This is a genomic window from Propionibacterium ruminifibrarum (genome assembly GCF_900289195.1).
GTDB lineage: Bacteria > Actinomycetota > Actinomycetes > Propionibacteriales > Propionibacteriaceae > Propionibacterium > Propionibacterium ruminifibrarum.
Genome location: NZ_OMOH01000001.1, coordinates 194,712 through 218,393, shown reverse-complemented (window position 1 = coordinate 218,393; position 23,682 = coordinate 194,712). Strand labels below are relative to the sequence as shown.

17 protein-coding genes are annotated in these 23,682 nt (G+C 69.3%); 9 read left to right on the top strand and 8 right to left on the bottom strand.

Features of this window, described 5'->3' with window-relative positions; all coding sequences use genetic code 11:
• Nucleotides 1-92: 92 nt before the first annotated feature.
• A complete protein-coding gene (locus PROPJV5_RS00945; RefSeq protein WP_220474281.1) occupies nucleotides 93-512 on the top strand; it encodes a hypothetical protein in 420 nt (139 codons plus the stop codon).
• Nucleotides 513-823: 311 nt separating this feature from the next.
• Here PROPJV5_RS00945 and mce read toward each other — a convergent pair whose 3' ends face one another.
• Nucleotides 824-1,273: a methylmalonyl-CoA epimerase gene (gene mce / locus PROPJV5_RS00940; protein WP_119714471.1), complete on the bottom strand. Its 450-nt coding sequence runs from the start codon at nucleotides 1,271-1,273 to the stop codon at nucleotides 824-826.
• Nucleotides 1,274-1,417: 144 nt separating this feature from the next.
• The gene (locus PROPJV5_RS00935) at nucleotides 1,418-2,386 is read right to left on the bottom strand and encodes a tetratricopeptide repeat protein (protein ID WP_182858514.1); all 969 of its coding nucleotides are present in this window, start codon (nucleotides 2,384-2,386) and stop codon (nucleotides 1,418-1,420) included.
• Nucleotides 2,387-2,524: 138 nt separating this feature from the next.
• Between PROPJV5_RS00935 and pgm the strand changes: the two genes are divergently transcribed.
• Nucleotides 2,525-4,156, top strand: a complete 1,632-nt coding sequence (pgm, locus tag PROPJV5_RS00930) for a phosphoglucomutase (alpha-D-glucose-1,6-bisphosphate-dependent) (RefSeq protein ID WP_119714469.1) — start codon at nucleotides 2,525-2,527, stop codon at nucleotides 4,154-4,156.
• A gap of 183 nt (nucleotides 4,157-4,339) precedes the next feature.
• Here pgm and PROPJV5_RS00925 read toward each other — a convergent pair whose 3' ends face one another.
• From PROPJV5_RS00925 to PROPJV5_RS00905, 5 genes are all read right to left on the bottom strand, one after another.
• Nucleotides 4,340-5,140, bottom strand: a complete 801-nt coding sequence (locus PROPJV5_RS00925) for an NUDIX hydrolase (RefSeq protein WP_119714468.1) — start codon at nucleotides 5,138-5,140, stop codon at nucleotides 4,340-4,342.
• Nucleotides 5,141-5,248: 108 nt separating this feature from the next.
• The gene (glgB, locus tag PROPJV5_RS00920) at nucleotides 5,249-7,165 is read right to left on the bottom strand and encodes a 1,4-alpha-glucan branching protein GlgB (RefSeq protein WP_119714467.1); all 1,917 of its coding nucleotides are present in this window, start codon (nucleotides 7,163-7,165) and stop codon (nucleotides 5,249-5,251) included.
• A gap of 17 nt (nucleotides 7,166-7,182) precedes the next feature.
• Complete coding sequence (locus PROPJV5_RS00915) at nucleotides 7,183-8,505, bottom strand: phosphotransferase (protein ID WP_182858513.1); 1,323 nt, start codon at nucleotides 8,503-8,505, stop codon at nucleotides 7,183-7,185.
• Nucleotides 8,498-10,189 carry a maltose alpha-D-glucosyltransferase gene (treS, locus tag PROPJV5_RS00910; RefSeq protein ID WP_239018357.1) on the bottom strand — a complete coding sequence of 564 codons (1,692 nt, stop codon included), beginning with the start codon at nucleotides 10,187-10,189 and terminating at the stop codon, nucleotides 8,498-8,500. Before treS ends, PROPJV5_RS00915 begins: the two co-directional genes overlap by 8 nt.
• 184 nt (nucleotides 10,190-10,373) lie before the next feature.
• Complete coding sequence (locus PROPJV5_RS00905; protein ID WP_119714651.1) at nucleotides 10,374-12,527, bottom strand: alpha-1,4-glucan--maltose-1-phosphate maltosyltransferase; 2,154 nt, start codon at nucleotides 12,525-12,527, stop codon at nucleotides 10,374-10,376.
• A gap of 246 nt (nucleotides 12,528-12,773) precedes the next feature.
• On the opposite strand from PROPJV5_RS00905, the gene glgP reads away from it, so the two are divergent.
• Complete coding sequence (glgP, locus tag PROPJV5_RS00900; RefSeq protein ID WP_119714465.1) at nucleotides 12,774-15,341, top strand: alpha-glucan family phosphorylase; 2,568 nt, start codon at nucleotides 12,774-12,776, stop codon at nucleotides 15,339-15,341.
• 111 nt (nucleotides 15,342-15,452) lie between these two features.
• Here glgP and glgX read toward each other — a convergent pair whose 3' ends face one another.
• A complete protein-coding gene (gene glgX / locus PROPJV5_RS00895; protein ID WP_119714650.1) occupies nucleotides 15,453-17,654 on the bottom strand; it encodes a glycogen debranching protein GlgX in 2,202 nt (733 codons plus the stop codon).
• Nucleotides 17,655-17,848: 194 nt separating this feature from the next.
• Between glgX and mnmA the strand changes: the two genes are divergently transcribed.
• The 6 genes from mnmA (at nucleotide 17,849) to gatB (ending at nucleotide 23,629) form a co-directional block, all read left to right on the top strand.
• Complete coding sequence (mnmA, locus tag PROPJV5_RS00890) at nucleotides 17,849-18,934, top strand: tRNA 2-thiouridine(34) synthase MnmA (RefSeq protein ID WP_119714464.1); 1,086 nt, start codon at nucleotides 17,849-17,851, stop codon at nucleotides 18,932-18,934.
• Complete coding sequence (locus PROPJV5_RS00885) at nucleotides 18,931-19,905, top strand: uroporphyrinogen decarboxylase/cobalamine-independent methonine synthase family protein (RefSeq protein WP_119714463.1); 975 nt, start codon at nucleotides 18,931-18,933, stop codon at nucleotides 19,903-19,905. The genes mnmA and PROPJV5_RS00885 overlap by 4 nt, the downstream gene beginning before the upstream one ends.
• A gap of 56 nt (nucleotides 19,906-19,961) precedes the next feature.
• The gene (locus PROPJV5_RS00880) at nucleotides 19,962-20,168 is read left to right on the top strand and encodes a hypothetical protein (RefSeq protein WP_119714462.1); all 207 of its coding nucleotides are present in this window, start codon (nucleotides 19,962-19,964) and stop codon (nucleotides 20,166-20,168) included.
• Nucleotides 20,169-20,289: 121 nt separating this feature from the next.
• Nucleotides 20,290-20,592 carry an Asp-tRNA(Asn)/Glu-tRNA(Gln) amidotransferase subunit GatC gene (gatC, locus tag PROPJV5_RS00875; RefSeq protein WP_119714461.1) on the top strand — a complete coding sequence of 101 codons (303 nt, stop codon included), beginning with the start codon at nucleotides 20,290-20,292 and terminating at the stop codon, nucleotides 20,590-20,592.
• An 8-nt stretch (nucleotides 20,593-20,600) separates the two neighbouring features.
• The gene (gene gatA / locus PROPJV5_RS00870) at nucleotides 20,601-22,121 is read left to right on the top strand and encodes an Asp-tRNA(Asn)/Glu-tRNA(Gln) amidotransferase subunit GatA (RefSeq protein ID WP_119714460.1); all 1,521 of its coding nucleotides are present in this window, start codon (nucleotides 20,601-20,603) and stop codon (nucleotides 22,119-22,121) included.
• Complete coding sequence (gene gatB, locus PROPJV5_RS00865; RefSeq protein WP_119714459.1) at nucleotides 22,118-23,629, top strand: Asp-tRNA(Asn)/Glu-tRNA(Gln) amidotransferase subunit GatB; 1,512 nt, start codon at nucleotides 22,118-22,120, stop codon at nucleotides 23,627-23,629. The genes gatA and gatB overlap by 4 nt, the downstream gene beginning before the upstream one ends.
• Nucleotides 23,630-23,682: the final 53 nt, after the last annotated feature.

Below are 23,682 nucleotides of genomic sequence, written 5' to 3'. Positions count from 1 at the left end.
ATGTTACGGGTCGCCCGGCCCCGGCAGAAGCGGTCTCGCGTCCGGAACGCAGCCGCCTGCGGTAGCGTGCCGGTGGGCGAAGGGGGTTCGGCATGGGCGTCGGCTTCATGGTGATCACGGTCACATCAGACCAGCACATGCTCGACGCCGAGGCCTTCCTGCGTCACGCCCGGCAGAAGTGGCCGGGCTGCCGCACGTTCGAGGACGATCCCGCAGAAAGGATCAGCGACGCTGAGGTCAATGTGAGCCCGGTCGGCGCCCCATCCTTCACGGTGATCCACTTCCCGAACGACATGATCTCGGTGGACGGCAACCTGGATCAGAGCGCAGCGGTGGCGGCGTGGGTGAGGTCGCTGCACCCGGACCCCGATCTGGTCCTGTGGTACGTCGACGAGGGCTTCACCGGCCACGCGGTCCTGTTCCCCGGCATCACCGCGGAGCAGGTCGCGAGCGGCTGGGTCGATCACGGCGAGCACGACCCCTTCGAGGAGTACCCGGACTACTTCAGGTGACACTCTCCACGGTCCTCGCGGCAGGGTCCTCATGGGTTCACTCGGGCGGGTGGCGCGGCGACGGCGCTGCGCCGTGCGATGGATGCCGAGATCCCCATCACGTTCTGGGGCGTCGCGGCGGGGTTCGGTTCGCGCACGCGAACCGGCCGGCCCGGTGCGCCGTTGCGCGGCCATGCCGTGTGGGCCGGCGGAGAGCCGGCGAGTCCGGTCGCCCGCGGGCGGTATTGACACAGGTGTGGCGCGCCCGGGACGGGCGCGCCACACCTGGATCACACCGGCAGGGCCGGTGCAGGACCGGACCGGTTGAGGTCTCAGTCGTTCTTCGGGTACTGGGTGAGCTCGATGAGGACGCCGCGGCCCGACTTCGGGTGCATGAAGTTGATGCGGTTGCCGCCGGTGCCGATCTTCGGCTCGTCGTAGAGCAGACGGACGCCGCGCTCACGCAGGGTCGCGCTCACGGCGTCGATGTCATCGACGCGCCAAGCCATGTGGTGCAGGCCCGCACGACCGTTGTGCTGCTCGAGCCACTTGGCGGTGGTGGAGGTCTCGCTGATCGGACTGATCATCTGGACCTGGGTCATGTCGGGGGTCAACTCGGCGGCAGGGGCCATCATGATCTCGAGGATGCCCTGCTCGGGGTTCTCCTCACGGTGGATCTCGTGCCAGCCGAAGGTCTCGATGTAGAACTTGGCGGCCTCGTCTGCGTCGGGGCACGCGTAGGCGATGTGGTCAATGCAGGTGAAGAGATCTTCGTTTTCCATGGGGGCATCATCGCACAGAACATCAGTCGCCGACGGCGCAGGGCCGTGGTTTTCGGCAGGCCCCGTCGAGGGGGAGAGCCGTCCCCACCGGTCCGGGCCGGCAGCCGGTTCCGGTCGGCGGGGACGGCCCCACTACCAAGGAGATCAGAACAGGGCGGAGCCGAGATCGCGTCGCGCAGCCAGCAGGACGGGATCGGCCGGGTCCATCGTCTCGAAGAGTTCGAGGACCCGCACGCGCAGGCGTTCCCGGTCCTCACCCGCCGTGGCGCGGATGAGACCGATCAGCCGGCCGAAGGCCTTGCCGGCGTCACCGGCGATGATCTCGGCGTCCGCCGCGGCGAAGGCCTTGTCGATGTCCTGCGGGTCGGCGTCGGCGGCCGCGATGGCGTCCTGGCCGCCATCGAGCGGGCTGCGCTGGAGCATCGCCGCGGTGGCCCTGGCAGCGGCCGCCTCGTGGTCCTTCGGGTTCGCGGCGAGCAGCTTGTCGTACTCGGCGATCGCCGTGGCGTAGTCACCGGCCGCCATGGCCTCGTCGGCCTTCATGAACCTCGGGTCGGGTCCGGCGTCCGGGTGCGAGACCGGGGTGACGCGGCCCGCAACGCCGTTGGCGACGGCCGTGTCGAGCACCTGCCTGAGGACGGCGCGCACCTGCTGCTCATCGGCCGTGCCCTGGAAGAGCGGCGCGATCTGACCGCCGATGATCGCCATGACGGTCGGGACGGCCTGAACCTGGAAGGCCTGGGCGATGCCCGGCTGGGTGTCGACGTCGACCGTGGCCAACAGCCAGCGGCCGGCGTCGTCGTCGGAGATCCGGGTCAGGGTCGCCTTCAGCTGTTGACATCCCGGGTCGGCGCCCGACAGGAGCGCGATCACCACCGGGTAGTTCATCGACTGCTGCAGCACCGAGTTCAGCTCGGCCTGGGTGACCTCGACCGTGTAGCTGCCGGCACTGGCCGGGGCATCCGGGGACGTCTGCTGGGCGGAGGCCTGGGCCGCGATCTGGGACAGGTCGACGGCACCAGGACGGCTGAAGGACGCGCTGGCGGGGGCCGCGCCGCCGGCAGGACGCCGCGCCTGGCCGGGGGCCTGATTCGGATTCACCGGTTGACTCATGCCCCCAATTGTTCCACCGCGCCGTCCTGTCCGGCCCGCAGACATCGGGTGAGCCGGCCGACCCGCCACGGCGACCGGACCGAGGGCCGATGGGCGAACATGTGAGCACAACGGCCCCGAGTGGGGGAAGATGGGTTCATGGCACACGAACGCGCCGGGAAACCGGCTCTCCCCTCCGATCTGATCAACGTCGACGCAGTGATCGGCGCCTACTACGACATCAAGCCCGACCCCGCCAACCCCGACCAGCAAGTCGTCTTCGGCACCTCGGGACACCGCGGCGCCAGCCTCGACGGCGCCTTCAACGAGACCCACATCGCGGCGATCACCCAGGCGATCGTCGAGTACCGTGCCGCGCAGGGCACGACCGGCCCGCTGTTCATCGCGAAGGACACCCACGGCCTGAGCCTGCCGGCCTGGAAGACCGCCATCGAGGTGCTCGTCGCGGCCGGCGTGCACGTCATCGCCGAGCGCGAGGACGAGTACACGCCGACCCCCGCCCTGTCGCGCGCCGTCATCGTCCACAACCGCGGACGCAGCACGGACCTGGCCGACGGCATTGTCGTGACACCCTCGCACAACCCGCCGCGCGACGGCGGTTTCAAGTACAACCCGCCGAACGGGGGCCCGGCCGACACCGATGCCACCGGCTGGATCGCCGCCCGTGCCAACGAGCTGCTGGGCGATCTCGATGCGATCAAACGCATCCCCTACGAGCAGGCCGCCGCCCAGGTGGAGCGCCACGACTACCGCACCGCCTACTGCCAGGACCTGGTCAACGTCGTCGACATCGAGGCCATCCGGGCCTCCGGACTGCGGATCGGCGCCGATCCGCTCGGCGGCGCCTCCGCCCAGTACTGGGAGTACATCGCCGAGAACCTGATTCCCTCGATGACCGTCGTCAACAAGGTCATCGATCCCACCTGGTACTTCATGACGCTCGACACCGACGGCAAGATCCGCATGGACTGCTCCAGCCCGAACGCCATGGCGTCACTGGTGAGCAACAAGGACAAGTACGACATCGCCACCGGCAACGACGCCGACTCCGACCGGCACGGCATCGTCACGCCCGATGCGGGTCTCATGAACCCGAACCACTACCTGGCCGTCGCCATCGAGTACCTGTTCGGCAACCGCCCGGGCTGGCCGGCCGGCACGGCCATCGGCAAGACCCTCGTGTCCAGCTCGATGATCGACAACGTGGCCGCCAAGCTCGGCCGCACCCTCGTCGAGGTGCCGGTCGGCTTCAAGTGGTTCGTGCCCGGTCTCATCAGTGGTGACCTCGGCTTCGGCGGCGAGGAGTCGGCCGGTGCGTCCTTCCTGGAACTGGGCGGGGCCACGTGGACGACCGACAAGGACGGCCTCATCATGGACCTGCTGGCGGCCGAGATCACCGCCAAGTGCGGCCAGACCCCGAGCCAGCGCTACGCGGAGCTGGCCGCCGAGTTCGGCGACTACCACTACGCCCGTATCGACTCGGACGCCACCCGTGAGCAGAAGGCCCGCCTCAAGGCCCTCTCACCGGCCGACGTGAAGGCCACCGAGCTGGCCGGTGACCCGATCACCCACATCTACACCGAGGCACCCGGCAACGGGGCGGCCATCGGCGGCGTGAAGGTGACCACCGACGGAGGCTGGTTCGCCGCCCGGCCCTCCGGCACCGAGGACAAGTACAAGATCTACGCCGAGTCCTTCCGCAGCGCCGAGCACCTCGCCCAGCTGCAGGACGGCGCCCGGCAGGTGGTCTCCGAGGCCCTCGGGGGCTGACCGGTTCCCGTCGACCGGTCCTCGGACGGCGACGGGCGACATGAGGTGGGCGGATCGGGCGACCGATCCGCCCACCTCGCTCCGAACGGCGCAGCCGGGCAGGGCCCCTTGGGGATGCGCGGGCGGGCCCGCGACTGACGGTCCTGTCCGGTTCAACGGGTCGTCGATCGTTCGCAACCGGGCTCAGCCCGGCGACTGGCCGGGGTCGACGGGGGAGCCGGCCTCGGTGTAGCCCAGGCCGGTGCCGTCCAGGATGCCGGCGATGCGCCGGGCCGAGAAGTCCTTGACCCTCAGGGGGATCTCGGCGGGTGCCACCCAGTGGTAGTCGCGGATCTCCTCCGGCGGGGGCACGAAGGTCTCGATGTCGCTGGCGGCGATGCGGCCGCCGTCGAAGATGAACTCGAGCGCGTCGTGCCAGCCCAGGTAGGGCGGCATCCAGTCGGCCACCAGCGGCTGATCCGTCACGGCGATCTCGACGCCCAGTTCCTCCCGCACCTCGCGGATGGCGCCGTCACGGGGCGACTCGTCGACCTCGACGACACCGCCCGGCAGCTCCCAGTCCTCCTTGTAGGTGGGTTCGACGAACAGGATCCGGTCGATCTCGTCACGGATGATGACGTGGCCGATGATGCGGTGCGCCGGCATGACCGAGTCCATGATCGCCGTCATGGCGCCCATGCCGTAGACCTGGTCCTCGATGAGACGCGCGTACAGCAGCGCGTCGACGAAACCGCCGTTGCCGTCGGGGACGGCCCGGCGGCGCCTGCCCTCACGGCGGAAACCGGCCTTGTGCAGGGCGCGCTGGGCGAGCCGGTCGGTGGCCGGGACACTGGCCTCGACACGGCGCAGGCCTCGGCCGATGAGGGAGTCATCGGCCGCCAGCGAGACGGCCTCGTCGAGGGTGCGCTGGTCGGCGTAACCGGACCAGTGCAGGACGCCGATGTCGCCCTCGACGACGACACGCACCTGGAAATCATCGGACATCGGCAGGCCCTCCCGATTCTCGTGGCGGTGACAGGCCGGGACCGGCCCAGCGGGGCCGGTCCCGGCGCGTCCACAGCGAATCTAGCGCAGCCGATCCAGCCGGTCCTGTCAGGCCTGCTCGGCGCTCGCGACCGGGTCGTAGGCCAGCCACAGCCCGGCGAGCGGGGGGATCCGCACCATGAGCTGGTCGGTGCCGTCCTCTCCGACGAAGGTGGTCAGCGTGCCGTTCTCGTAGCCGCCGTCACCGTCCCACCGCGTGTCGGAGGTGTTGAGGATCTCGCGCCACACCCCGGGCCTGGGCACCCGGATCGCGTACTGCTCGTAGGGCTCGGGGGAGAAGTTCGCCACGCAGGCCACGATCTCGCGATCGTGGTCGGCGCCGTAGCGCAGCCAGCTGAAGGTGTTGGCCATCCAGTCGTTGGCATTGATCCAGCTGAACCCGTCGGGCTCGCAGTCGCGTTCGTACAGGGCCGGCGTCGCGGCCTGCACCAGGTTGATCTCGCGCATCATGTCGCGCAGGCCCCGGTGCCACTGCAGGCCGTCGACCCACCACTCGAGGCCTGCCTCCTCGTTCCACTCGGCGCGCTCACCGAATTCCTGGCCCATGAACAGCAGCTGCTTGCCGGGGAAGGCCCACATGAACGAGTAGAAGGTGCGCAGCGTGGAGAACTTGCGCCAGTCGTCCTGGGGAACCTTGTTCACCATGGAACCCTTGCCGTGCACGACCTCGTCGTGGCTGATCGGCAGGATGTAGTTCTCGGAGTAGGCGTACACCATCGCGAAGGTCATCTCGTTGTGGTGGTACTGCCGGTAGATCGGATCGAGCTGAAGGTACTCGAGCGAGTCGTTCATCCAGCCCATGTTCCACTTGAAGCCGAAGCCCAGACCGCCCTCGTGCACCGGCTTGGTGACGCCCGGGAAGCTGGTGGACTCCTCGGCTATCATCATGACGCCGGGCTGGCGCTCGTACAGGTGCTTGTTGACGTATCGCAGGAAGTCGATGGCCTCGAGGTTCTCACGGCCGCCGTACTTGTTGGGGACCCACTCGCCCTCGTTGCGCGAGTAGTCCAGGTAGAGCATCGAGGCGACCGCGTCGACGCGCAGGGCGTCGATGTGGAACTCGCTGATCCAGTACAGGGCATTGGACACCAGGAAGCTCTTGACCTCGTTGCGGCCGTAGTTGAAGACGTAGGTGCCCCAGTCGGGGTGTTCGCCCTGCCTCGGGTCGGCGTGCTCGAACAGCGCCGTGCCGTCGAAGCGGCCGAGCGCCCAGTCGTCCTTGGGGAAATGGCCCGGCACCCAGTCGAGGATGACGCCGATGCCGGCGGCATGCAGGGCCTCGATCAGCTCGCGCAGCTCGTCGGGGTTGCCGTAGCGGGAGTCGGCCGAGAAGTAGCCGGTGACCTGGTACCCCCAGCTGGCGGCCAGCGGGTGCGCCATGACCGGCATGAGCTCGACGTGCGTGTAACCCATCCAGGCGACGTACTCGGGCAGTTCCTTGGCGAGCTGCTTGTAGTCCAGGCTCTTGCGCCAGCTGCCCAGGTGAAGCTCGTAGATGCTCATCTGGGAGTGGTAGGGGTCGGCGGCGGCCCGTCGGGCGAGCCACTCGTCCTCGGTCGGCGCCCACTCGTGACGGGACGTCCACACGACCGATGCGTTCTCCGGCGGCACCTGCGAGTAGAAGGCGAAGGGGTCGACCTTCTCCTGCCAGGTGCCGTCGGCGTGCTGGATCTTGTACTTGTACTGCGTGCCCTCGAGCACGTTCTCCTTCCACAGCGCCCACACGCCCGAGCCGGGGACGAGCTCCATGTCGTCGCCCTGCCACCAGTTGAAGTCGCCCATCACCTGGACGCGGCGGGCGTTCGGGGCCCAGACCGCGAAGCGGGTGCCGCGCAGGGTGCCGCGCTGGGGGTCCTGGACGTCGACGACATGCGAACCCAGCCGCCGCCATGCCTCCGTGTCTCCGCCGTTGTGGAAACCCTCGAGGTCCTGTCCGGTCAGATTCCCGAAGTTCATCCGAGTCATGGCCAAACCTTTCTGCATCAGCGTTGTGACCCTGACGCACCGGGGGCGGCGAGCGCCCTGAGCGTATTCAGCGGTATGTGGACCCAGTCGGGTCTGTTGCGGTGCTCGTAGACCACCTCGTAGATGGCTTTGTCCGCCACATATGCGCTCAGCGTATCGTCCTGCCTGCTGGGTTGGTCGGCGCCCGTCCACGAAGCGACGAAGGCGTCCGTGCAGGATCGTTCCCAGCGCTCGCGGTCGGCCCGTGTCAGGGCTGTTGCGGTGGCCGCCGCATAGCCGAAGGAACGGATCATGCCGGCGACGTCGCGCAGTGGGCTGTCGGGGCTGCGGCGTTCTTCCAGGGACTTGAGCGGCTCGCCCTCGAAATCGATGATGTGCCAGCCGTCCTGCCCCAGCAGTGTCTGGCCGAGGTGGAAGTCACCGTGGATGCGCTGGGCCGGCAGGTCGTGTCCACGCAGCGCGTCGAAGATGCCGTGCAGCGCCGGCACGTACTCCGTCAGCTGCGGCACCTCGGCCGCCGCGGAGGCCAGGCGATCGGCCATGGCGTCGGCGACCCGGTCACCGCTCAACGTGCTGGTGCCGAGCTGCTCGGCCAGCGCGGCGTGCACCTGCGCCAGCGCCGAGCCGAGACCGGCGGCCGGTCCGGAGAAGTCATGGCCGGCGGCCGCCTCGGCGCAGGCCAGTTCCCACCCGTCCCGGGCCTTGTCGATCAGCACGGTGATCATGGCCAGGTCGACCTGGACGCCGGGACCGTCGCCACCCGGGAGGGTGGCGCTGAGGGCGCCGAGCAGCTTGTCGGTGCTCGTCACGCCGGCCCGCGCCAGCGCCTCGTGCAGCTCGATGTCGATGCTGCGGCCCGGTTCCAGGCGGCGGACGATCTTGAGCAGGGCGCTGCGGCCGAGGAAGACGGTCGAATTCGACTGCTCGCCCTCGAAGACGCGCACCGGGCGCGGATCGGCGGGCAGTGCGTCGAACGCCAGGTGGGCCTGCCAGTCGGCGCCGTGGCCGTCGCCGCGGATCGCCGAGAGGAGCGCGATGATGGCCTGCGGGTCCCGGGTGGCGTCGTGCACCCACTCGAAGCCCTCGTCCAGCCCGCGTCCGATGACGGCCCCGGCGAGGCGGTCCACCCGGTAGCTGAGCAGCAGCTGGTAGTCCTCCGACCTGCCGTCGGGGTAGGCGACCGAGAGGATCTCGGAGCGGACTGCCGGACCGCTCCCGCCCGGCGGCACGATCCAGTCCAACGGCGTGATGGCCACCGGGACGGCGGCAGAGCCCTTGCCGGCGAACCAGCGCGAGGCCGCGGCGTGGATCCAGCGCGGATCGGTCAGCAGATCACTCATTGTCATCCTCGGGGGGTTCGGTGAGTTTGAGCCAGGCATAGCCCCACGGCGGCAGCTGGTGCCTGAACTCGTGGTTGGGGCCGACCGGCTCGTGGTGGCGGGCGGAGATCAGGTCGATGGTCCGGTAGTCGGCGAAATTGGGCAGGTACAGCAGGATGTCCTGCGGTTCGGGGGACAAGTTGTTCAGGCACAGGACACGGCTCGTGCCAGTCTCGTCGCTCAGGGTTCGCAGATAGCTCAGTACCGCGTCGTTCTCGCCACCCAGGTCCATGAAGTCCCCCAGGCCGAAGACCGGGTTGTCACGGCGGGTGGAGAGCATTGAGCGCAGCCAGAACAGCAGGGAACTCGGGTCTCCTGTCTGGGCGGAGACGTTGACATGACGCGGGTCGTAACGTTCGTCGGTGACGAGCGGCAGGTAGAAGTCCTCCGGCTCGGCCCGCGAGAAACCCGCCCTGCGCCCGCCGGTCCACTGCATCGGAGTGCGCACGCCGTCGCGGTCGGGCAGGTCGATGTTGTCGCCCATGCCGATCTCGTCGCCGTAGTAGAGCACCGGGGCGCCGGGCAGCGACAGCAGCATCGCGTGCATGAGCCGGATCTTGTCCTGGTCGCCGTCCATGAGCGGAGCCAGGCGGCGCCGGATGCCCAGGTTCAGCCTCATGCGCGGATCGGGCGCGTAGCGGCGCCACATGTACTGCCGGTCGTCCTCGGTGACCATCTCGAGGGTCAACTCGTCGTGGTTGCGCAGGAAGGTGGCCCACTGGCAGCCCTCGGGCAGTGGGGGAGTGGACGCCAGGATCGTCGTGATCGCCTCGCGCGTGTGGCGCTCCATGCCCATGTAGAGGCGGGGCATCACGGGGAAGTGGAAGGCCATCTGGCACTCGTCGCCGTCGCCGAAGTACTCGATGACGTCGCGCGGCCACTGGTTGGCCTCGCACAGCATGATGCGCCCGGGGAACTCCGAGTCGATCATCTGGCGCACCTGCTTGAGGATGGCGTGCGTCCCGGGCAGGTTCTCGCAGTTGGTGCCCTCGGCCTCGACCAGGTACGGCACCGCATCGAGCCGGAAGCCGTCGATCCCGAAACCCAGCCAGAACCGCAGGGTGTTGAGCATTTCGGTCATCACCCGGGGGTTCTCGTAGTTGAGATCGGGCTGGTGGGAGTAGAAGCGATGCCAGTAGTACTGGCCGCGCACCTCGTCCCAGGTCCAGTTCGAGGTCTCCGTGTCGAGGAAGATGATCCGCGCGTCGGAGTACTCGTCCGGGGTGTTGCGCCACACGTAGTAGTCGCCGAACGGGCCGTCGGGGTCGCTGCGGGAACTCTCGAACCACGGGTGATCGGTCGACGTGTGGTTCATGACGATGTCGATGATGACGCGCATGCCCCGGTCGTGGGCGGCGTCGATGAAATGGCCGAACTCGTCCAGGGTGCCCAGGCCGGGTTGGATGGCCCGGTAGTCCGCGACGTCGTAGCCGCCGTCGCCCATCGGGGACGCGAAGAAGGGCGGCAGCCACAGGCAGTCGACGCCGAGCCACTGCAGGTAGTCCAAGCGGCTGGTCAGGCCTGCGAGGTCGCCGATGCCGTCGTCGTCCGAGTCGGCGAACGAGCGAACGAGCACTTCGTAGAAGACAGCCGTCTTGAACCAGTTCGGGTCCTCCGGGTCGATGGCGCCGCTGGGTGTGGTCATGGCCAGGGCCAGTTCCAGCCGTGCGTCGTAGTCGTCCGCGGGGACGTCGAAGCTCAAGGCCTTCGCGTCGGGGGGAGTGATTGTCACCATCTCCTGCCTGTGTCCGGGTGCTGACGAGATGAGGGGTCCTCAGCGCAGGACGGCGTGGTACGGACCCGTCCGGCCCGTACCACGCCTGAGCGGATCAGCCCTGGTCTGCCGGGCGCACCGACAGGACGTGGGCCGGCTGGGCCGGCCACAAGCGTACGTAGTTGTCGGCGCCCCAGTCGAAATCCTGCCCGGTCAGCTCGTCGTGAACTCGGACCGGGGCGTCCGGGTCGAGGCCGAGCCAGCCGAGATCGATGTGCACCGTGCCGTCCACCCCTTCGTCCGGGTCGAGGCTGACGATCGTGACGACTCGGTCGTCCCCGTCGCGCTTGGCGAAGGCGAAGATCTTGTCGCTGCTCGTGCCCAGCACCTGTGTGCCGCGCATCTGCTGCAGCGCCGGGTGCCCGGCCCGGATGGCGTTCAGCATCCTCATGAGCCCGTTGAGATTGGGTTCGGCGTCGTAGTCGCGGGGGCGGAACTCGTACTTCTCGGAGTTCATGTACTCCTCGCCACCGGGCTTGAGCACCTCGTGCTCGCACAGCTCGAAGCCGGAGTAGACGCCCCAGGCGGGGCTCATCGTCGCTGCCAGGATCATGCGGATCGCGAAGGCCGCCGGATTGCCGGACTGGGTGAACGTCGGATTGATGTCCGGGGTGTTCGTGAAGAAGTTCGGGCGGAAGAAGTCCACCGACTCGTTCGAGAGTTCGGTGAGGTACTCGCCCAGCTCGTACTTCGTGTTGCGCCACGTGTAGTAGCAGTAGGACAGGTGGAAACCGACCTTGGCCAGGGCATGCATCATCTCGGGGCGCGTGAAGGCCTCGGCCTGGATCACGACCTCGGGGTGACGTTCGTGCAGACGTGCCGCGAACCAGGCCCAGAAGTCGACCGGCTTGGTGTGCGGGTTGTCGACGCGCAGGATCGTCACGCCGTGATCGATCCAGAACTCGGCCAGGCGCAGGGCCTCGTTGTAGATGCCCTCGGGGTCGTTGTCGAAATTGATCGGGTAGATGTCCTGGTACTTCTTCGGCGGGTTCTCGGCGTAGGCGATGGTGCCGTCGGCGCGCGTGGTGAACCACTCGGGGTGCTCGACGGCCCACGGATGGTCGGGGGAGGCCTGCAGCGCGAAGTCCAGGGCGATCTCCAACCCCAGCTCGTGGGCCCGGGCCACGAAGTGGTCGAAGTCCTCGATGGTGCCCAGCTCGGGGTTCACCGCATCGTGCCCGCCGTCGGCCGAGCCGATGGCCCAGGGCGATCCCGGATCATCGGGGCCGGCCTGCAGCGTGTTGTTCGGTCCCTTGCGGAAGGCCCTGCCGATCGGGTTGATGGGTGGCAGGTAGGCAACGGTGAAACCGAGCTCGGCGATGCGTTCCAGCATCTTCTCGCTGGACCTGAAGGTGCCGGAGGTCCAAGAGCCGTCCTCGTGGCGGACGGCTCCGACCGAACGGGGGAAGAACTCGTACCAGCTGGAGAACTGGGCACCGCGGCGGTGGACGACGAGCGGGAACTCGGCGGTGGGGGTCAGCAGGTTGCGGGGGAGCCAGCGGCTCATGGCCGCATCCACCTCCGGTCCCGTCACGACCTCGCGCAGCTGCTGGACTGGGGCGCCCGGGTCCAGACGCCGGCCGGCGTCGGCCAGGAGGGCGGCGTCGTGCTCGGCGTCGGCGGCACGCGCCGCCTCGGCGGCCTCCTCCAGCAGGATGCGGCCCTCGGCGCAGACCAGGGGCACGTCGAGGCCGGCATCCAGCTTGATGGCGGCATTGTGCTGCCAGGTGCGCCAGCGGTCGTCGAAGGCCTCGACGCGGAAGCTGTAGTCGCCGGGCACCCCCAGCCGCACCTGCGCGGCCCAGATGTCCAGGCCCATGGGTTCGACCTGGGCCATGTCGATGCGCTGCTCGGTGCCCGCCGGGTCGGTGAGGATCACGCAGGCGCCCAGGGCGTCGTGGCCCTCGCGGAAGATGTTCGCGCGGACGGTGATGGTCTCGCCCTCGACGGCCTTGGCCGGGTAGGCGCCGTTCTCGAGGACGGGCGAGACGTTGTGGACCGGGATGCGACCGAAGCCGTTCGGCACGCCGCGGCGCGGCGGCACCGGAATGCGGGTCGGGTTCTCGGCGGGCGGCTCGGGGGCCGCGTGGCGCGGCCGGCCGGCGTCGGGCTCGTCGGCGAGGGCCTGCTCCGGTACCACCGGGGGAGAGACCGGCTGCACGTCGGCCCGGGGTGCCGGCTCTTGCCGGTTCGGGGGCTCCTGGGGCATCGGGGCGGGGGCCGTGGTGGGCTCGTCCGGGACCTGCTGGGGGCTCTCGTTGCGGCGCTGGGAGCGCGACTTCCACTTGCTGAACACGCATCTACGCTACCGGCCCGGCCCGGCTCCCTGCGCCGGGGGACGCGCGGTGACCCGCAGGTCCTTCACGGCCAGCGTCTTCACCATCGGCGAACTCCCACATGCTGGACGGATGAGCGCCACTGCCCCTTGCTTCGCCGCGCCCGATACCCTTGTGGGGTGCGAGCTATCAGAAAATTCATTGTTCAGCCGGTCCTGCCGGAGCCGCTCAAGCCCCTGCACGATCTCGCCCTGAACCTGCGGTGGGCATGGCACCCGCAAACCCAGGACCTTTTCGAGTCCCTCGACCCCGAGCTGTGGGAGGTCACCGAGCGCTCCCCCCTGAAACTGCTGGCGACCGTCTCCCGTGAGCGTCTCGACACGCTCGCCGGCGACCGGCGCTATCTGCGTCACCTCGAGCTCGTACAGCAGGACTTGAACGACTACGTGAACGGTGACCGGTGGTTCCAGGGCTTCGCGGCCAGGACCGAGGGCGCCCCCGCATCCATCGGTTACTTCTCCGCCGAGTTCGGCATCGCCTCCGTGCTGCCGCAGTACTCCGGTGGCCTCGGCATCCTCGCCGGTGATCACCTCAAGGCGGCCTCCGACCTCGGTGTGCCGATCATCGGCGTCGGGTTGCTGTACGCGCAGGGCTACTTCCGCCAGAGCCTGAACGCATCGGGCTGGCAGCAGGAGTACTACCCGATGCTCGACCCGCACGAGCTGCCGATCAGCCCCCTCATGGACGGCGACGGCCAGGCCAGCATCGAGATCACCGTCGGCCACCGCCCGGTCAAGGCCCAGCTGTGGACCGTCCAGGTCGGCCGTGTGCCCCTGCTGCTCATGGACACCAACGTCGAGGCCAATGACGAGCCGGCCCGCCACATCACCGACCGCCTCTACGGCGGCGACTCGAACCATCGACTCGCCCAGGAGATCCTCCTCGGTGTCGGCGGCGTGCGCGCCCTGCGCGTGTTCTGCCGTCTGACCGGCCGTCCCGAGCCGGACGTCTTCCACTGCAACGAGGGCCATGCCGGCTTCCTCGGCCTGGAGCGCATCCGCGAGTTCATGGAGTCCGGGGACGACTTCGAGACCGCCCTGGAGAAGACCCGTGGCGGCACGCTCTTCACGACCCACACCCCGGTCCCGGCCGGCATCGACCGGTTCGGGCAGAACCAGATCGCCGACCAGTTCAGCGATTTCGCGCCCCTGCCGCTCGAGCGCATCCTCGCGCTCGGCGCCGAGGACTACGCCGACGGCGACCCCTCGCGCTTCAACATGGCCGTCATGGGCCTTCGCCTGGGACAGCGTTCGAACGGCGTCTCCCTGCTGCACGGCAAGGTCAGCCGCGAGATGTTCCAGGGTCTGTGGCCCAACTTCGACGTCACCGAGGTGCCGATCGGTTCGGTCACCAATGGCGTCCACCACCCCACCTGGATCCACCCGGACCTGCTCGGGCTCCTCGAGACCCGGACCAGTGACGCCGAGACCGTCGTCGACGGCTACGACTGGTCGGCCCTCGACCGGGTCGACGACGCCTCGCTGTGGTCGCTCAAGCGCCGCATGTGCGGTGAGATGATCCTGATGGCCAGGGAGCGGCTCGAGAAGAGCTGCCAGCTGCGCGGCATCAACGCCGACTGGGTGAGCGGTGCTCTCAACCCCAACGCCCTGACCATCGGGTTCGCACGCCGCGGCGCCTCGTACAAGCGCCTCACCCTCATGCTGAGCCAGCCCGAACGGCTCAAGAAGCTGCTCAACGACCCCGAACGCCCCGTGCAGTTCGTCATCGCCGGCAAGGCCCACCCGGCCGACGACATCGGTAAGGGCCTCATCCAGCAGATGGTGCAGTTCGCCGACGACCCCGAGGTGCGCGGCAAGATCGTCGTCCTGCCCGACTACGACATGTCGATGGCCCGCCCGCTGTACCCGGGCTGCGACGTCTGGCTGAACAACCCCCTGCGTCCCTACGAGGCCTGCGGCACCTCCGGTATGAAGGCGGCCCTCAACGGCGCAGCCAACCTGTCGGTGCGCGACGGCTGGTGGGACGAGTGGTACGAGCCCCGCTTCGGATGGGAGATCCCCTCGGCCGACACGATCACCGACCCGGTGGCCCGCGACGCGGCCGAGGCGGAGGCCCTGTACGACATCATCGAGGACGAGATCGTACCGAAGTTCTACAACCGGGACGCCAACGGCCTGCCCACCGCGTGGATCCGCATGATGCGCGAGACGATCTCCGACCTCGGGCCTAAGATCCTCGCCAGCCGCATGGTGCGCGACTACACCACGTGGTATTACACGCCCGCCGCCCGTTCCTCTCGTGCGCTGGCCGCCAAGGGGGCCGCCGCCGAGCTGGCCCAGTGGAAGCGGAACGTGCGCAGCGCATGGTCCACCGTGTCCGTCGAGCGCGTCATCTCCGACCTGCCGAACCCGGTCCCGGTCGGGTCCGAGAACAACCTCGTCGCGTGGGTGCGTCTCGGTGATCTGACCGCTGAGGACGTCTCGGTTCAGCTGGTGACCGGCGACGTCAACGGAAACTCCGACGAGATGTCCAACGTGCGCATCAACGAGTTGAAACCGACCGGCCGCTCCGAGGGCGGCGCTCAGGAGTTCACCACGCGAGCCGTCGCGCACTTCGCCGGTGCGGTCGGGTACACGGTGCGTGTCGTGCCGAAGAATCCGCTGCTGGCCAGCCCCTCCGAGTTGGGCCTGGCGGTCGTGGCCGATGCCTCGGCCGCCGAGCTCTGACAACCGACTCCGACGTCAAAGGGCCGGGCCCCGAGGAATTCCTCGGGGCCCGGCTCTGTTCTTCGGTGCCGTGTCCGGTTCGTTGCCGCCCGCACCATCGGCGGCAACGGCTCACTGCGCGGGCCCTGTGGTCTCCTGAGCGGCGGATTCTACGGCCTCCAGAACGGCGGGCTCAGCGGCGGGTTCGGCGACCGGGCGGGTGAGTTCGGACAGCTGCGCCGCAGTGGTCGGCACGGCCACCTTCATAGCGACGACCGTGCGGCCGGGCATCGTGAAGGTCTGGCCAGGGGCCAGGTCCTCTGTGGGCAGCTCGCCCTCATCGGCGGTGGATGCCACGATCTGGTAACTCGTACCCCACGGGAGGGGAGGCATGGTCACCTCGATGGGTTGGTCACCGGCGTAGAACCAGGTCAGGATGGCCTCGCCGGAGGCGTCCGAGACGTACTTGCCGAGAAGACGACGGGCGCCGTCATTCCAGTCGCCCTCACCCATCTCACCGCTGTAGCCGTTCATCCAGGCCATCTCGTAGCGGCCCAGCGGCTCTCCGTCTGCGTCGGTGACCTCGGTGCGGTAGTGGTAGTCGTCGGCCTGCAACAGCGGCGAGGAGGCGCGCAACGCGATGAACCGCTTCGCGGCGGCGAAGACATCGCCCCAGGACTCGAGCAGGTCCCAGTGCACCCAGTTGATGCGGTTGTCCTGGCAGTAGGCGTTGTTGTTGCCCTGCTGGGTGCGACCCATCTCGTCGCCGGCGCAGAACATCGGCGTGCCGTCGGACATGATGAGAGTGGCCAGCATGTTGCGCACCTGGCGGTGACGCAGTGCGTTGACCGCCGGGTCGTCGGTCTCGCCCTCGGCACCACAGTTCCAGGACCGGTTGTCGTCCGAGCCGTCGCGGTTCCCCTCGCCGTTGGCCTCGTTGTGCTTGCCGTTGTAGCTGACCAGGTCGCGCAGGCAGAAGCCGTCGTGGGCGTCGAGGAAGTTGATCGAGCTGGACGGCGGGCGGTCATCGTGGTCGAAGATGTCGGGTGACCCGGCGATCCGGGAGGCGAACTCGCTGACGCCGTGCACCTGGGAGCGCCAGTAGTCGCGCACGAGGCCGCGGTAGCGGTCGTTCCACTCGCTCCACCCCTTGCCCCAGCGTCCGACCTGGTAGCCGTAAGGGCCCATGTCCCACGGTTCGGCGATGAGCTTGATGTCGTCGAACACCGGGTCGGCGGCCAGACGCTTCTTGAACTCGTGGTTCTGGTCGACCCCGTGGGCGCTGTCGCGGATGAGGGTGGTGGCCAGGTCGAACCGGAATCCGTCCACGCCCATCTCGGTGACCCAGTAGCGCAGCGACTCGTGGATGAGGTCGAGGACCTCCTCGTGCCCGGTGTCGACCGAGTTGCCGCAGCCCGTGACGTCGTAGTCGTTGCGCAGGTCGTCGGTGAGCCGGTAGTAGCCCTTGTGGTCGATGCCGCGGAAACTCAGGGTCGGGCCCTCGTGGCTGCCCTCGCACGTGTGGTTGTAGACGACGTCGAGGATGACCTCGATGCCGGCACGGTGCAGGGCGCTCACCATGTTCTTGAACTCCCGGACCTGGTCGCCCTCGGTCCCCACCGAGCAGTAGGCGCCGTGCGGGGCGAAGTACGCCAGGGTGTTGTAGCCCCAGTAGTTCGACAGGCCCCGGCCCATGATGAAGGGTTCGGAGACGAACTGGTGCAGGGGGAGCAGCTCGATCGCGTTGACGCCGAGCTCCTTGAGGTGCTCGATGACGGCGGGGTAGGCCAGACCCGCGTAGCGGCCCCGCATGTGCTCGGGCACGGCCGGGTGCATGATCGTGAAACCCTTGACGTGCGTCTCGTAGATGACGCACTCCTCGAGCGGGCGCCTCCGGGCGATCGGCTCGGGGGCGGGGGAGTCCGCCACGACGACGGACAACGGCACGTGCTGGGCGGAGTCGCGGGTGTCCGGCTCGTAGTCCGATTCCGCGGTGTGGTCGAAGATCGGGCCGGTGTAGTCGACGCCGGCGGTGACGGCGCGGGCGTAGGGGTCGACGAGGAGCTTGGCCGGGTTGGCGCGCAGGCCTGCATCGGGGTTCCACTCGCCATGGATCCGGTAGCCGTACCGTTGGCCCTCGTTCACGCCCTCGACACGGGTCCACCAGATCTTGCCGTCGCGTCGCATGTCGACATTGCGAATCGTCGTGCCGTCGTCGTTGACGAGGGCCAGTTCGACGCGCTCGGCACGAGGCGCCACGAGGCGGAAATCGCAACCGTCCTCGGTGAGGACGGCTCCGAGGGCTGGGTGACTCTTCGTTGGCGAGATGGTCATCTTCACTGCTCTTTCCGGCTGAGACGGCTCTTCGGACGGCCCAGATGTCTCACCGGGGAGGCGCGCGGGCCGCTGACATGAGGATGAGAGTTTATCCGCTGACGCCCTTAGAATGTGAATGTGCCAAGAGGTGCGTGTCGTTGCGCGAGCGGCGAACCCTCCCCATCCGATTCCCCTCCACCAGGAGCCTGCCAATGCGTGTTGCGGTGGCCATGTCCGGCGGCGTCGACTCGGCCGTCTCCGCGGCCCTCGTCCAAGCGCAGGGCCACGACGTCGTCGGTGTCCATCTCCTCATGGGGACGGCCTCGGTGCCGGAGACCGCTGACGCCCGGCGGGTCGCCGATCAACTCGGCATGGAGCTGGCGGTCTGGGACCTGCGGGAACCCTTCAACGGGCAGGTCATCGACTACTTCGTCGACTCCTACCGCCATGGGCTGACCCCCAACCCGTGCCTGCGCTGCAACCGCACCGTGAAGTTCGGCGGGCTGCTGGCCCGGAGCCGCGCCGAGGGGTTCGACGCCGTCGCCACGGGCCACTACGCCCGGATCACCCGGTCCCCGCAGGGCCGGGCCGAGCTTCGTCGGGCCGCGGACCGGCGCAAGGACCAGTCCTACGTGCTGGCGGTGCTGGGCCCCGATGACCTGGACCGGCTCATGTTCCCCCTCGGCGACATCGCCGGCAAGGACGAGGTGCGTGCCCTGGCGGGCCGTCTCGGGCTGCCGGTGGCCGCGAAGCCCGACTCCACCGACATCTGCTTCATCTCGGCCGGCGGGGCCGGCGAGTTCTTGGCCGGGCACCTGCCCGACCGGCCGGGCGACATCGTGGACGAGAACGGCGTGGTCATCGGCCGGCACAGGGGCATCCACCACTTCACGATCGGGCAGCGCAAGGGGCTGGGGCTCGACCGTCCGGCGGCCGATGGCAGGCCGCGTTATGTCACGGGTCTTGACGCCGTGACGAACACCGTGCGCGTCGGCCAGGGCGCGGCGCTGCTCGTCGACCAGCTGCTCGCCGGTCGGCTGCGGCTGACCGGCCCCGCCCTGCCCGATGGGTGGCATGGCACGGCCCAGTTCCGGGCTCACGGCGCGGCGTTCCCGGCCACGGTCCGGCACGAGGGGGACCGGGTACGCGTCGTCTTCGACGAGCCGGTCGCCTCGGTGGCGCCGGGCCAGTTCATCGTCTTCTACGACCAGGACAGGGTTCTCGGCTGCGCCGAGATCACCGCCACCCACCGCCCCGGCGACCCCTGGCCCCACACCGCCGGGGCGGTGCGGGCATGATCGCCACGGCTCTCGGTTCCTTCGCCGGGCGGGACTACGCGGCCTGCTGCCGTGCGGTCCTGGGCGAGCTGGAGCACCGGGCCCCTCTGCCGGAGCTGCCGGCCCGCGGCCCGGGCGCCGACATGATCGGCCGATCCGCGTGTCTGCTGCCCGAGATGCCCGTCGACCTCTCCCCGGCAGGCTGGCGGCTGTGCCAGGGCTCCTCCCTCATCGCCGCCCGCGCCCGCCGCATGCTGGCCGATGACCGTGAGATCTTCATCGAGACCATGCAGGGCTGGTCCGGCATCCCCGCCATCACCGTGGCCGGGCCGCTCACGCTGGCGGCCTGCATCGATCTGCCCAGAGGGGGCCGCGCAATCGGTGACGCCGGGGCCAGCCATGACATCGCCCAGTCGTGGCAGGTCGGCGTCGGCGACTTCCTGCACGAGATCGTGCGTCTCACCGGGCGCGCGTTCGCCGTCCAGATCGATGAACCATGCCTGGCGCAGGTGCTGGACGGGGATGTGTCCGACGAGTCGGGACGGCACCGGCTGCCGCCCGTCGACGCGCAGGAGGCCCGCCGGGTCCTGGCTGAATCCGTCGAGACCGCCAGGAGCGGCGGGGACCAGGTGGTTCTCCACTGCTGCGCCGACGACCCCCACCTGGATGTGCTCGGCGGGGCCGGCGCCGACGCGTTGAGCCTGGACGTGCGCGACTGGGGCCGGGACCGTTGGGACGAGTTGGCCCAGTGGTGCTCCGCCGATCCGGCCCGCCGCCTGTGGCTGGGGCTGGTCGGGGCCGATGAGGACGACCTGGGGGCCCGGGCCATCGCCCGCCGCTTCTCGCAGGCGCGCGCCCACCTCGACCTCGCCGAGGGCTCGCCGCGCCTGGACGGCTGGGCCATCACGCCGGCCTGCGGGCTGGCCTCGGCCACCGGCACCGGTCAGTGGCAGATCCTGCGCGACCTGGTGCGGGTCGCCGCCGACCTGTGACCCGGGCCGGCTCGCTGCGAACCGGCGACCGGGGACGGCTGGATAGAATCGCGGGCATGGCCTCGTTCTTCTCCGACCTGGATCTCACCGGCGACACGCCGGTGCGTGTGCGTCCCCGCCTGGGGGAGTGGGGGCCCGCGCTGGTGCCCACCACCTCGCGCAAGAAGCGTGTCCGGATCCTCACCGTCGCCGCCCTCACTGTCGGCCTGGCCGCCGTGAGCGCTCTCATGGCGCTCTTCTACAAGATCCTTCAGGGCGGATGATTCGGTACGCCGGTCATGGCCGGGGAGGGGCGGGACCGGCCCGCTAGGATGAACCCCGGACAGGGCCCCGGCTGCGTCCGACGACGTCGGACGGTCGACGGGTCCGTTAGGAGCATTCATCGTGGCACTCACGCCGCAGGACGTCAGCAGGCTGGCGGAACTGGCCCGTATCGAGCTGACGCCGGCCGAACTGGCCGAGATCGCCCCCCAGCTCGATGTCATTCTCGAGGCCGTCGCCTCGGTGGGGCAGGTCGCCGATCAGGACATACCACCCAGTTCCCACGCCGTGCCGCTGACCAATGTGATGCGTGACGACGAGCGCCGGGACAGCTGGCCCGCCGAGGCCATGCTCCGGGGGGCTCCGGCGCAGGGTCAGCAGCGGTTCCGCGTGCCCCGCATCATCGACGACTCGGATGCGGGCTGAGGTGCGCCATGAACCGTGACATCTGCACCGCAACCGCCCTCGAACTGGGTCGGCGCATCCGCACCGGGGAGCTGACCAGCGTCGAGACGACCCGGGCCTTCCTCGACCGGATCGAGGCCGTCGAACCCGCCGTTCACGCCTTCCTGTCGGTCGACGGTGAGCGCGCCCTGGCCCAGGCGGCCGCCATCGACGCCCTGGTCGCCGCGGGCGATCCCCTGCCGTCCCCGCTGGCCGGTGTCCCGGTCGCCGTCAAGGACCTGCTCTGCTACGAGGGCCTCCCCACCACCGCGGCCTCGCGGATGCTCGAGGGCTGGGTCCCGCCGTACAACTCGACCGTCGTCCAGCGCCTGCTCGACGCCGGGCTGGTGATCCTCGGCAAGACGAACCTGGACGAGTTCGCCACCGGCTCCTCGACCGAGTCGTCCGCTTTCGGCCCCACCCACAACCCGTGGGACCTTGATCGTGTCCCCGGGGGTTCGGGAGGCGGCTCGGCCGCGGCACTGGCGGCGTTCGAGACCCCGCTGGCGATCGGCACCGACACGGGCGGTTCGATCCGCCAGCCGGCATCAATGACCGGCACCGTCGGTGTCAAACCGACCTACGGCGCCGTCAGCCGTTTCGGCATCATCGCCATGGCCTCCAGTCTCGACCAGGCCGGCCCCTGCGCACGCACCGTGGCCGACGCGGCGGCCCTGCACGCGGTCATCGCCGGGCACGACCCCGCCGACTCGACGAGCCTGGACGAGCCCGTCCCCGACGTCGTCGCCGCGGCGGACTCGGCGGACGTGGCCGGCATGCGCATCGGTGTCGTCGCCCAGCTGGGCGGTGAGGGCTACGCGGCCGGCGTCGAGCAGAGGTTTGGCGAGTCCGTCGAACTGCTCCGGGCGGCCGGAGCCGAGATCGTCGAGGTCTCCTGCCCGCACTTCACGCAGGCCCTGGCCACCTACTACCTCATCATGCCGAGTGAGCTGAGCAGCAACCTGGCCCGCTACGACGCGATGCGCTACGGGCTGCGTGTCGGCGACGACGGCACCAACTCGGCCGAGGCCGTCATGCGGCTGTCACGCGGGGCCGGTTTCGGCGCAGAGCTCAAGCGCCGCATCATCCTGGGCACCTATGCGCTGTCCGCGGGCTACTACGACGCCTACTACGGCTCGGCCCAGAAGATGCGCACACTCATCGCCCGTGACTTCGCCGCCGCCTTCGAACAGGTCGACGTCCTCGTCTCGCCGGTCGCCCCGACGACCGCCTTCAAGCTGGGGGAGCGCGTGGGGGACCCGCTGGCCATGTACGCGGGCGACCTGTGCACCCTGCCCGCGAATCTCGCCGGCGTCGCCGCCGGTTCGTTCCCAGCCGGCCTGGCCCCCGAGGACGGACTGCCGGTCGGTTTCCAGGTGATGGCCCCCGTGCTCGGCGACGACCGGGTCTATCGTGTCGGCGCGGCGCTCGAGGGACTCGCCGGGACCGCCGACCTGTGCGGACAGGTACCCGACCTGCCCGTCGAAGGCAGTGGGGAGGCCGCGAAATGAGCGTGCAGTACAGCAGTGACGAACTCATGGACTACGACGAGGTGATGGAGCGGTTCGACGTCGTTCTCGGCCTCGAGGTGCACGTCGAACTGGGTACCCGCTCGAAGATGTGGTGCGGATGCTCCACCGAGTTCGGCGGGGAGCCCAACACCCACACCTGCCCGGTCTGCCTCGGCCTGCCGGGCTCCCTGCCGGTCGTCAACAAGAAGGCCGTCGAGTCAGCCATCCGCATCGGCCTGTCGCTCGGCTGCGAGATCGCCCCCTGGTGCCGGTTCGCCCGCAAGCAGTACTTCTACCCGGACATGCCGAAGAACTACCAGATCAGCCAGTACGACGAGCCGATCGCCTTCGACGGCCTGGTCGAACTCGAGGTCGACGGCACCGGCTACGAGGTGCCGATCGAACGGGCCCACATGGAGGAGGACGCCGGCAAGTCCCTGCACGTCGGTGGGGCGACGGGCCGCATCCAGGGCTCCGACCACTCCCTGATGGACTACAACCGTGCCGGCGTGCCCCTGGTCGAGATCGTCACCAAACCGATCCGCGGCACCGGTACGAAGGGGCCACAGGTCGCGCGCGCCTACATGGCGCACCTGCGCGACATGGTGCGCGCCCTCGGCGTCTCGCAGGGGCGCATGGAACAGGGCCAGCTGCGCTGCGACGCCAACGTCTCGCTCATGCCCAAGGGCACCACCGAGCTGGGCACCCGCACCGAGACGAAGAACGTCAACTCGCTGCGCTCGGTCGAGGCCGCACTGCAGTACGAGATCTGCCGCCAGGGTGCCGTCCTGGCCGGTGGCGGCCGCGTCAAGCAGGAGACCCGCATGTGGAACGAGGCCGGCGGGTTCACCACCGCCGGCCGCTCCAAGGAGCAGGCCGAGGACTACCGCTACTTCCCCGAACCCGACCTGGTCCCCATCGCCCCGAGCCGCGAATGGATCGAGCAGCTGCGCGCCGGCCTACCCGAGATGCCCGCCGTCAAACGCGCCCGCCTGCAGTCCGAGTGGTCCTTCTCGGACCTGGAGATGCGTGACGTCAATGGCACCGAGGGTGCCCTCGACCTCATCGAATCCACCGTGGCGGCCGGCTGCGCCCCGGCCGCGGCCCGCAAGTGGTGGCTCACCGAACTGGCACGAGCCGCCAACGAGCGGGGCGTCCTGCTCGAGGACCTGCCGATCGCCCCGGCCCAGGTCGCCGAGGTCCAGCGGCTCGTCGAGGCCGGAACGATCAACGACAAGCTGGCCCGCACCGTCCTGGAGGCCGTCCTGGCGGGCGAGGGATCCCCGGAACGGATCGTCGAGGAGCGCGGTCTGGCCGTGGTCAGCGACGAGGGCGCGCTCTCGGCGGCAGTCGACGCGGCCATCGAGGCGAACCCCGACGTCGCCGAGAAGATCCGGGGCGGCAAGACCCAGGCCGCCGGCGCCCTCATCGGCGCCGTCATGAAGCGCATGGGCGGCAGGGCCGACGCCAGGCGCGTCCGGGAGTTGATCATCGCCAAGCTGTCCTGAGCGACCTGGGCCGGCCCGGCCCGTCATGTCGGGTTCTCGGCGCGTGGTTCCTT

What these genes read in the sequence shown, in the direction of transcription:
- PROPJV5_RS00945 (WP_220474281.1), top strand. Translation starts at nt 93, where the DNA reads ATGGGCGTCGGCTTCATGGTGATCACGGTCACATCAGACCAGCACATG.
- mce (WP_119714471.1), bottom strand. Translation starts at nt 1,273, where the DNA reads ATGGAAAACGAAGATCTCTTCACCTGCATTGACCACATCGCCTACGCG.
- PROPJV5_RS00935 (WP_182858514.1), bottom strand. Translation starts at nt 2,386, where the DNA reads ATGAGTCAACCGGTGAATCCGAATCAGGCCCCCGGCCAGGCGCGGCGT.
- pgm (WP_119714469.1), top strand. Translation starts at nt 2,525, where the DNA reads ATGGCACACGAACGCGCCGGGAAACCGGCTCTCCCCTCCGATCTGATC.
- PROPJV5_RS00925 (WP_119714468.1), bottom strand. Translation starts at nt 5,140, where the DNA reads ATGTCCGATGATTTCCAGGTGCGTGTCGTCGTCGAGGGCGACATCGGC.
- glgB (WP_119714467.1), bottom strand. Translation starts at nt 7,165, where the DNA reads ATGACTCGGATGAACTTCGGGAATCTGACCGGACAGGACCTCGAGGGT.
- PROPJV5_RS00915 (WP_182858513.1), bottom strand. Translation starts at nt 8,505, where the DNA reads ATGAGTGATCTGCTGACCGATCCGCGCTGGATCCACGCCGCGGCCTCG.
- treS (WP_239018357.1), bottom strand. Translation starts at nt 10,189, where the DNA reads ATGACCACACCCAGCGGCGCCATCGACCCGGAGGACCCGAACTGGTTC.
- PROPJV5_RS00905 (WP_119714651.1), bottom strand. Translation starts at nt 12,527, where the DNA reads ATGCCCCAGGAGCCCCCGAACCGGCAAGAGCCGGCACCCCGGGCCGAC.
- glgX (WP_119714650.1), bottom strand. Translation starts at nt 17,654, where the DNA reads ATGACCATCTCGCCAACGAAGAGTCACCCAGCCCTCGGAGCCGTCCTC.
- mnmA (WP_119714464.1), top strand. Translation starts at nt 17,849, where the DNA reads ATGCGTGTTGCGGTGGCCATGTCCGGCGGCGTCGACTCGGCCGTCTCC.
- PROPJV5_RS00885 (WP_119714463.1), top strand. Translation starts at nt 18,931, where the DNA reads ATGATCGCCACGGCTCTCGGTTCCTTCGCCGGGCGGGACTACGCGGCC.
- PROPJV5_RS00880 (WP_119714462.1), top strand. Translation starts at nt 19,962, where the DNA reads ATGGCCTCGTTCTTCTCCGACCTGGATCTCACCGGCGACACGCCGGTG.
- gatA (WP_119714460.1), top strand. Translation starts at nt 20,601, where the DNA reads ATGAACCGTGACATCTGCACCGCAACCGCCCTCGAACTGGGTCGGCGC.
- gatB (WP_119714459.1), top strand. Translation starts at nt 22,118, where the DNA reads ATGAGCGTGCAGTACAGCAGTGACGAACTCATGGACTACGACGAGGTG.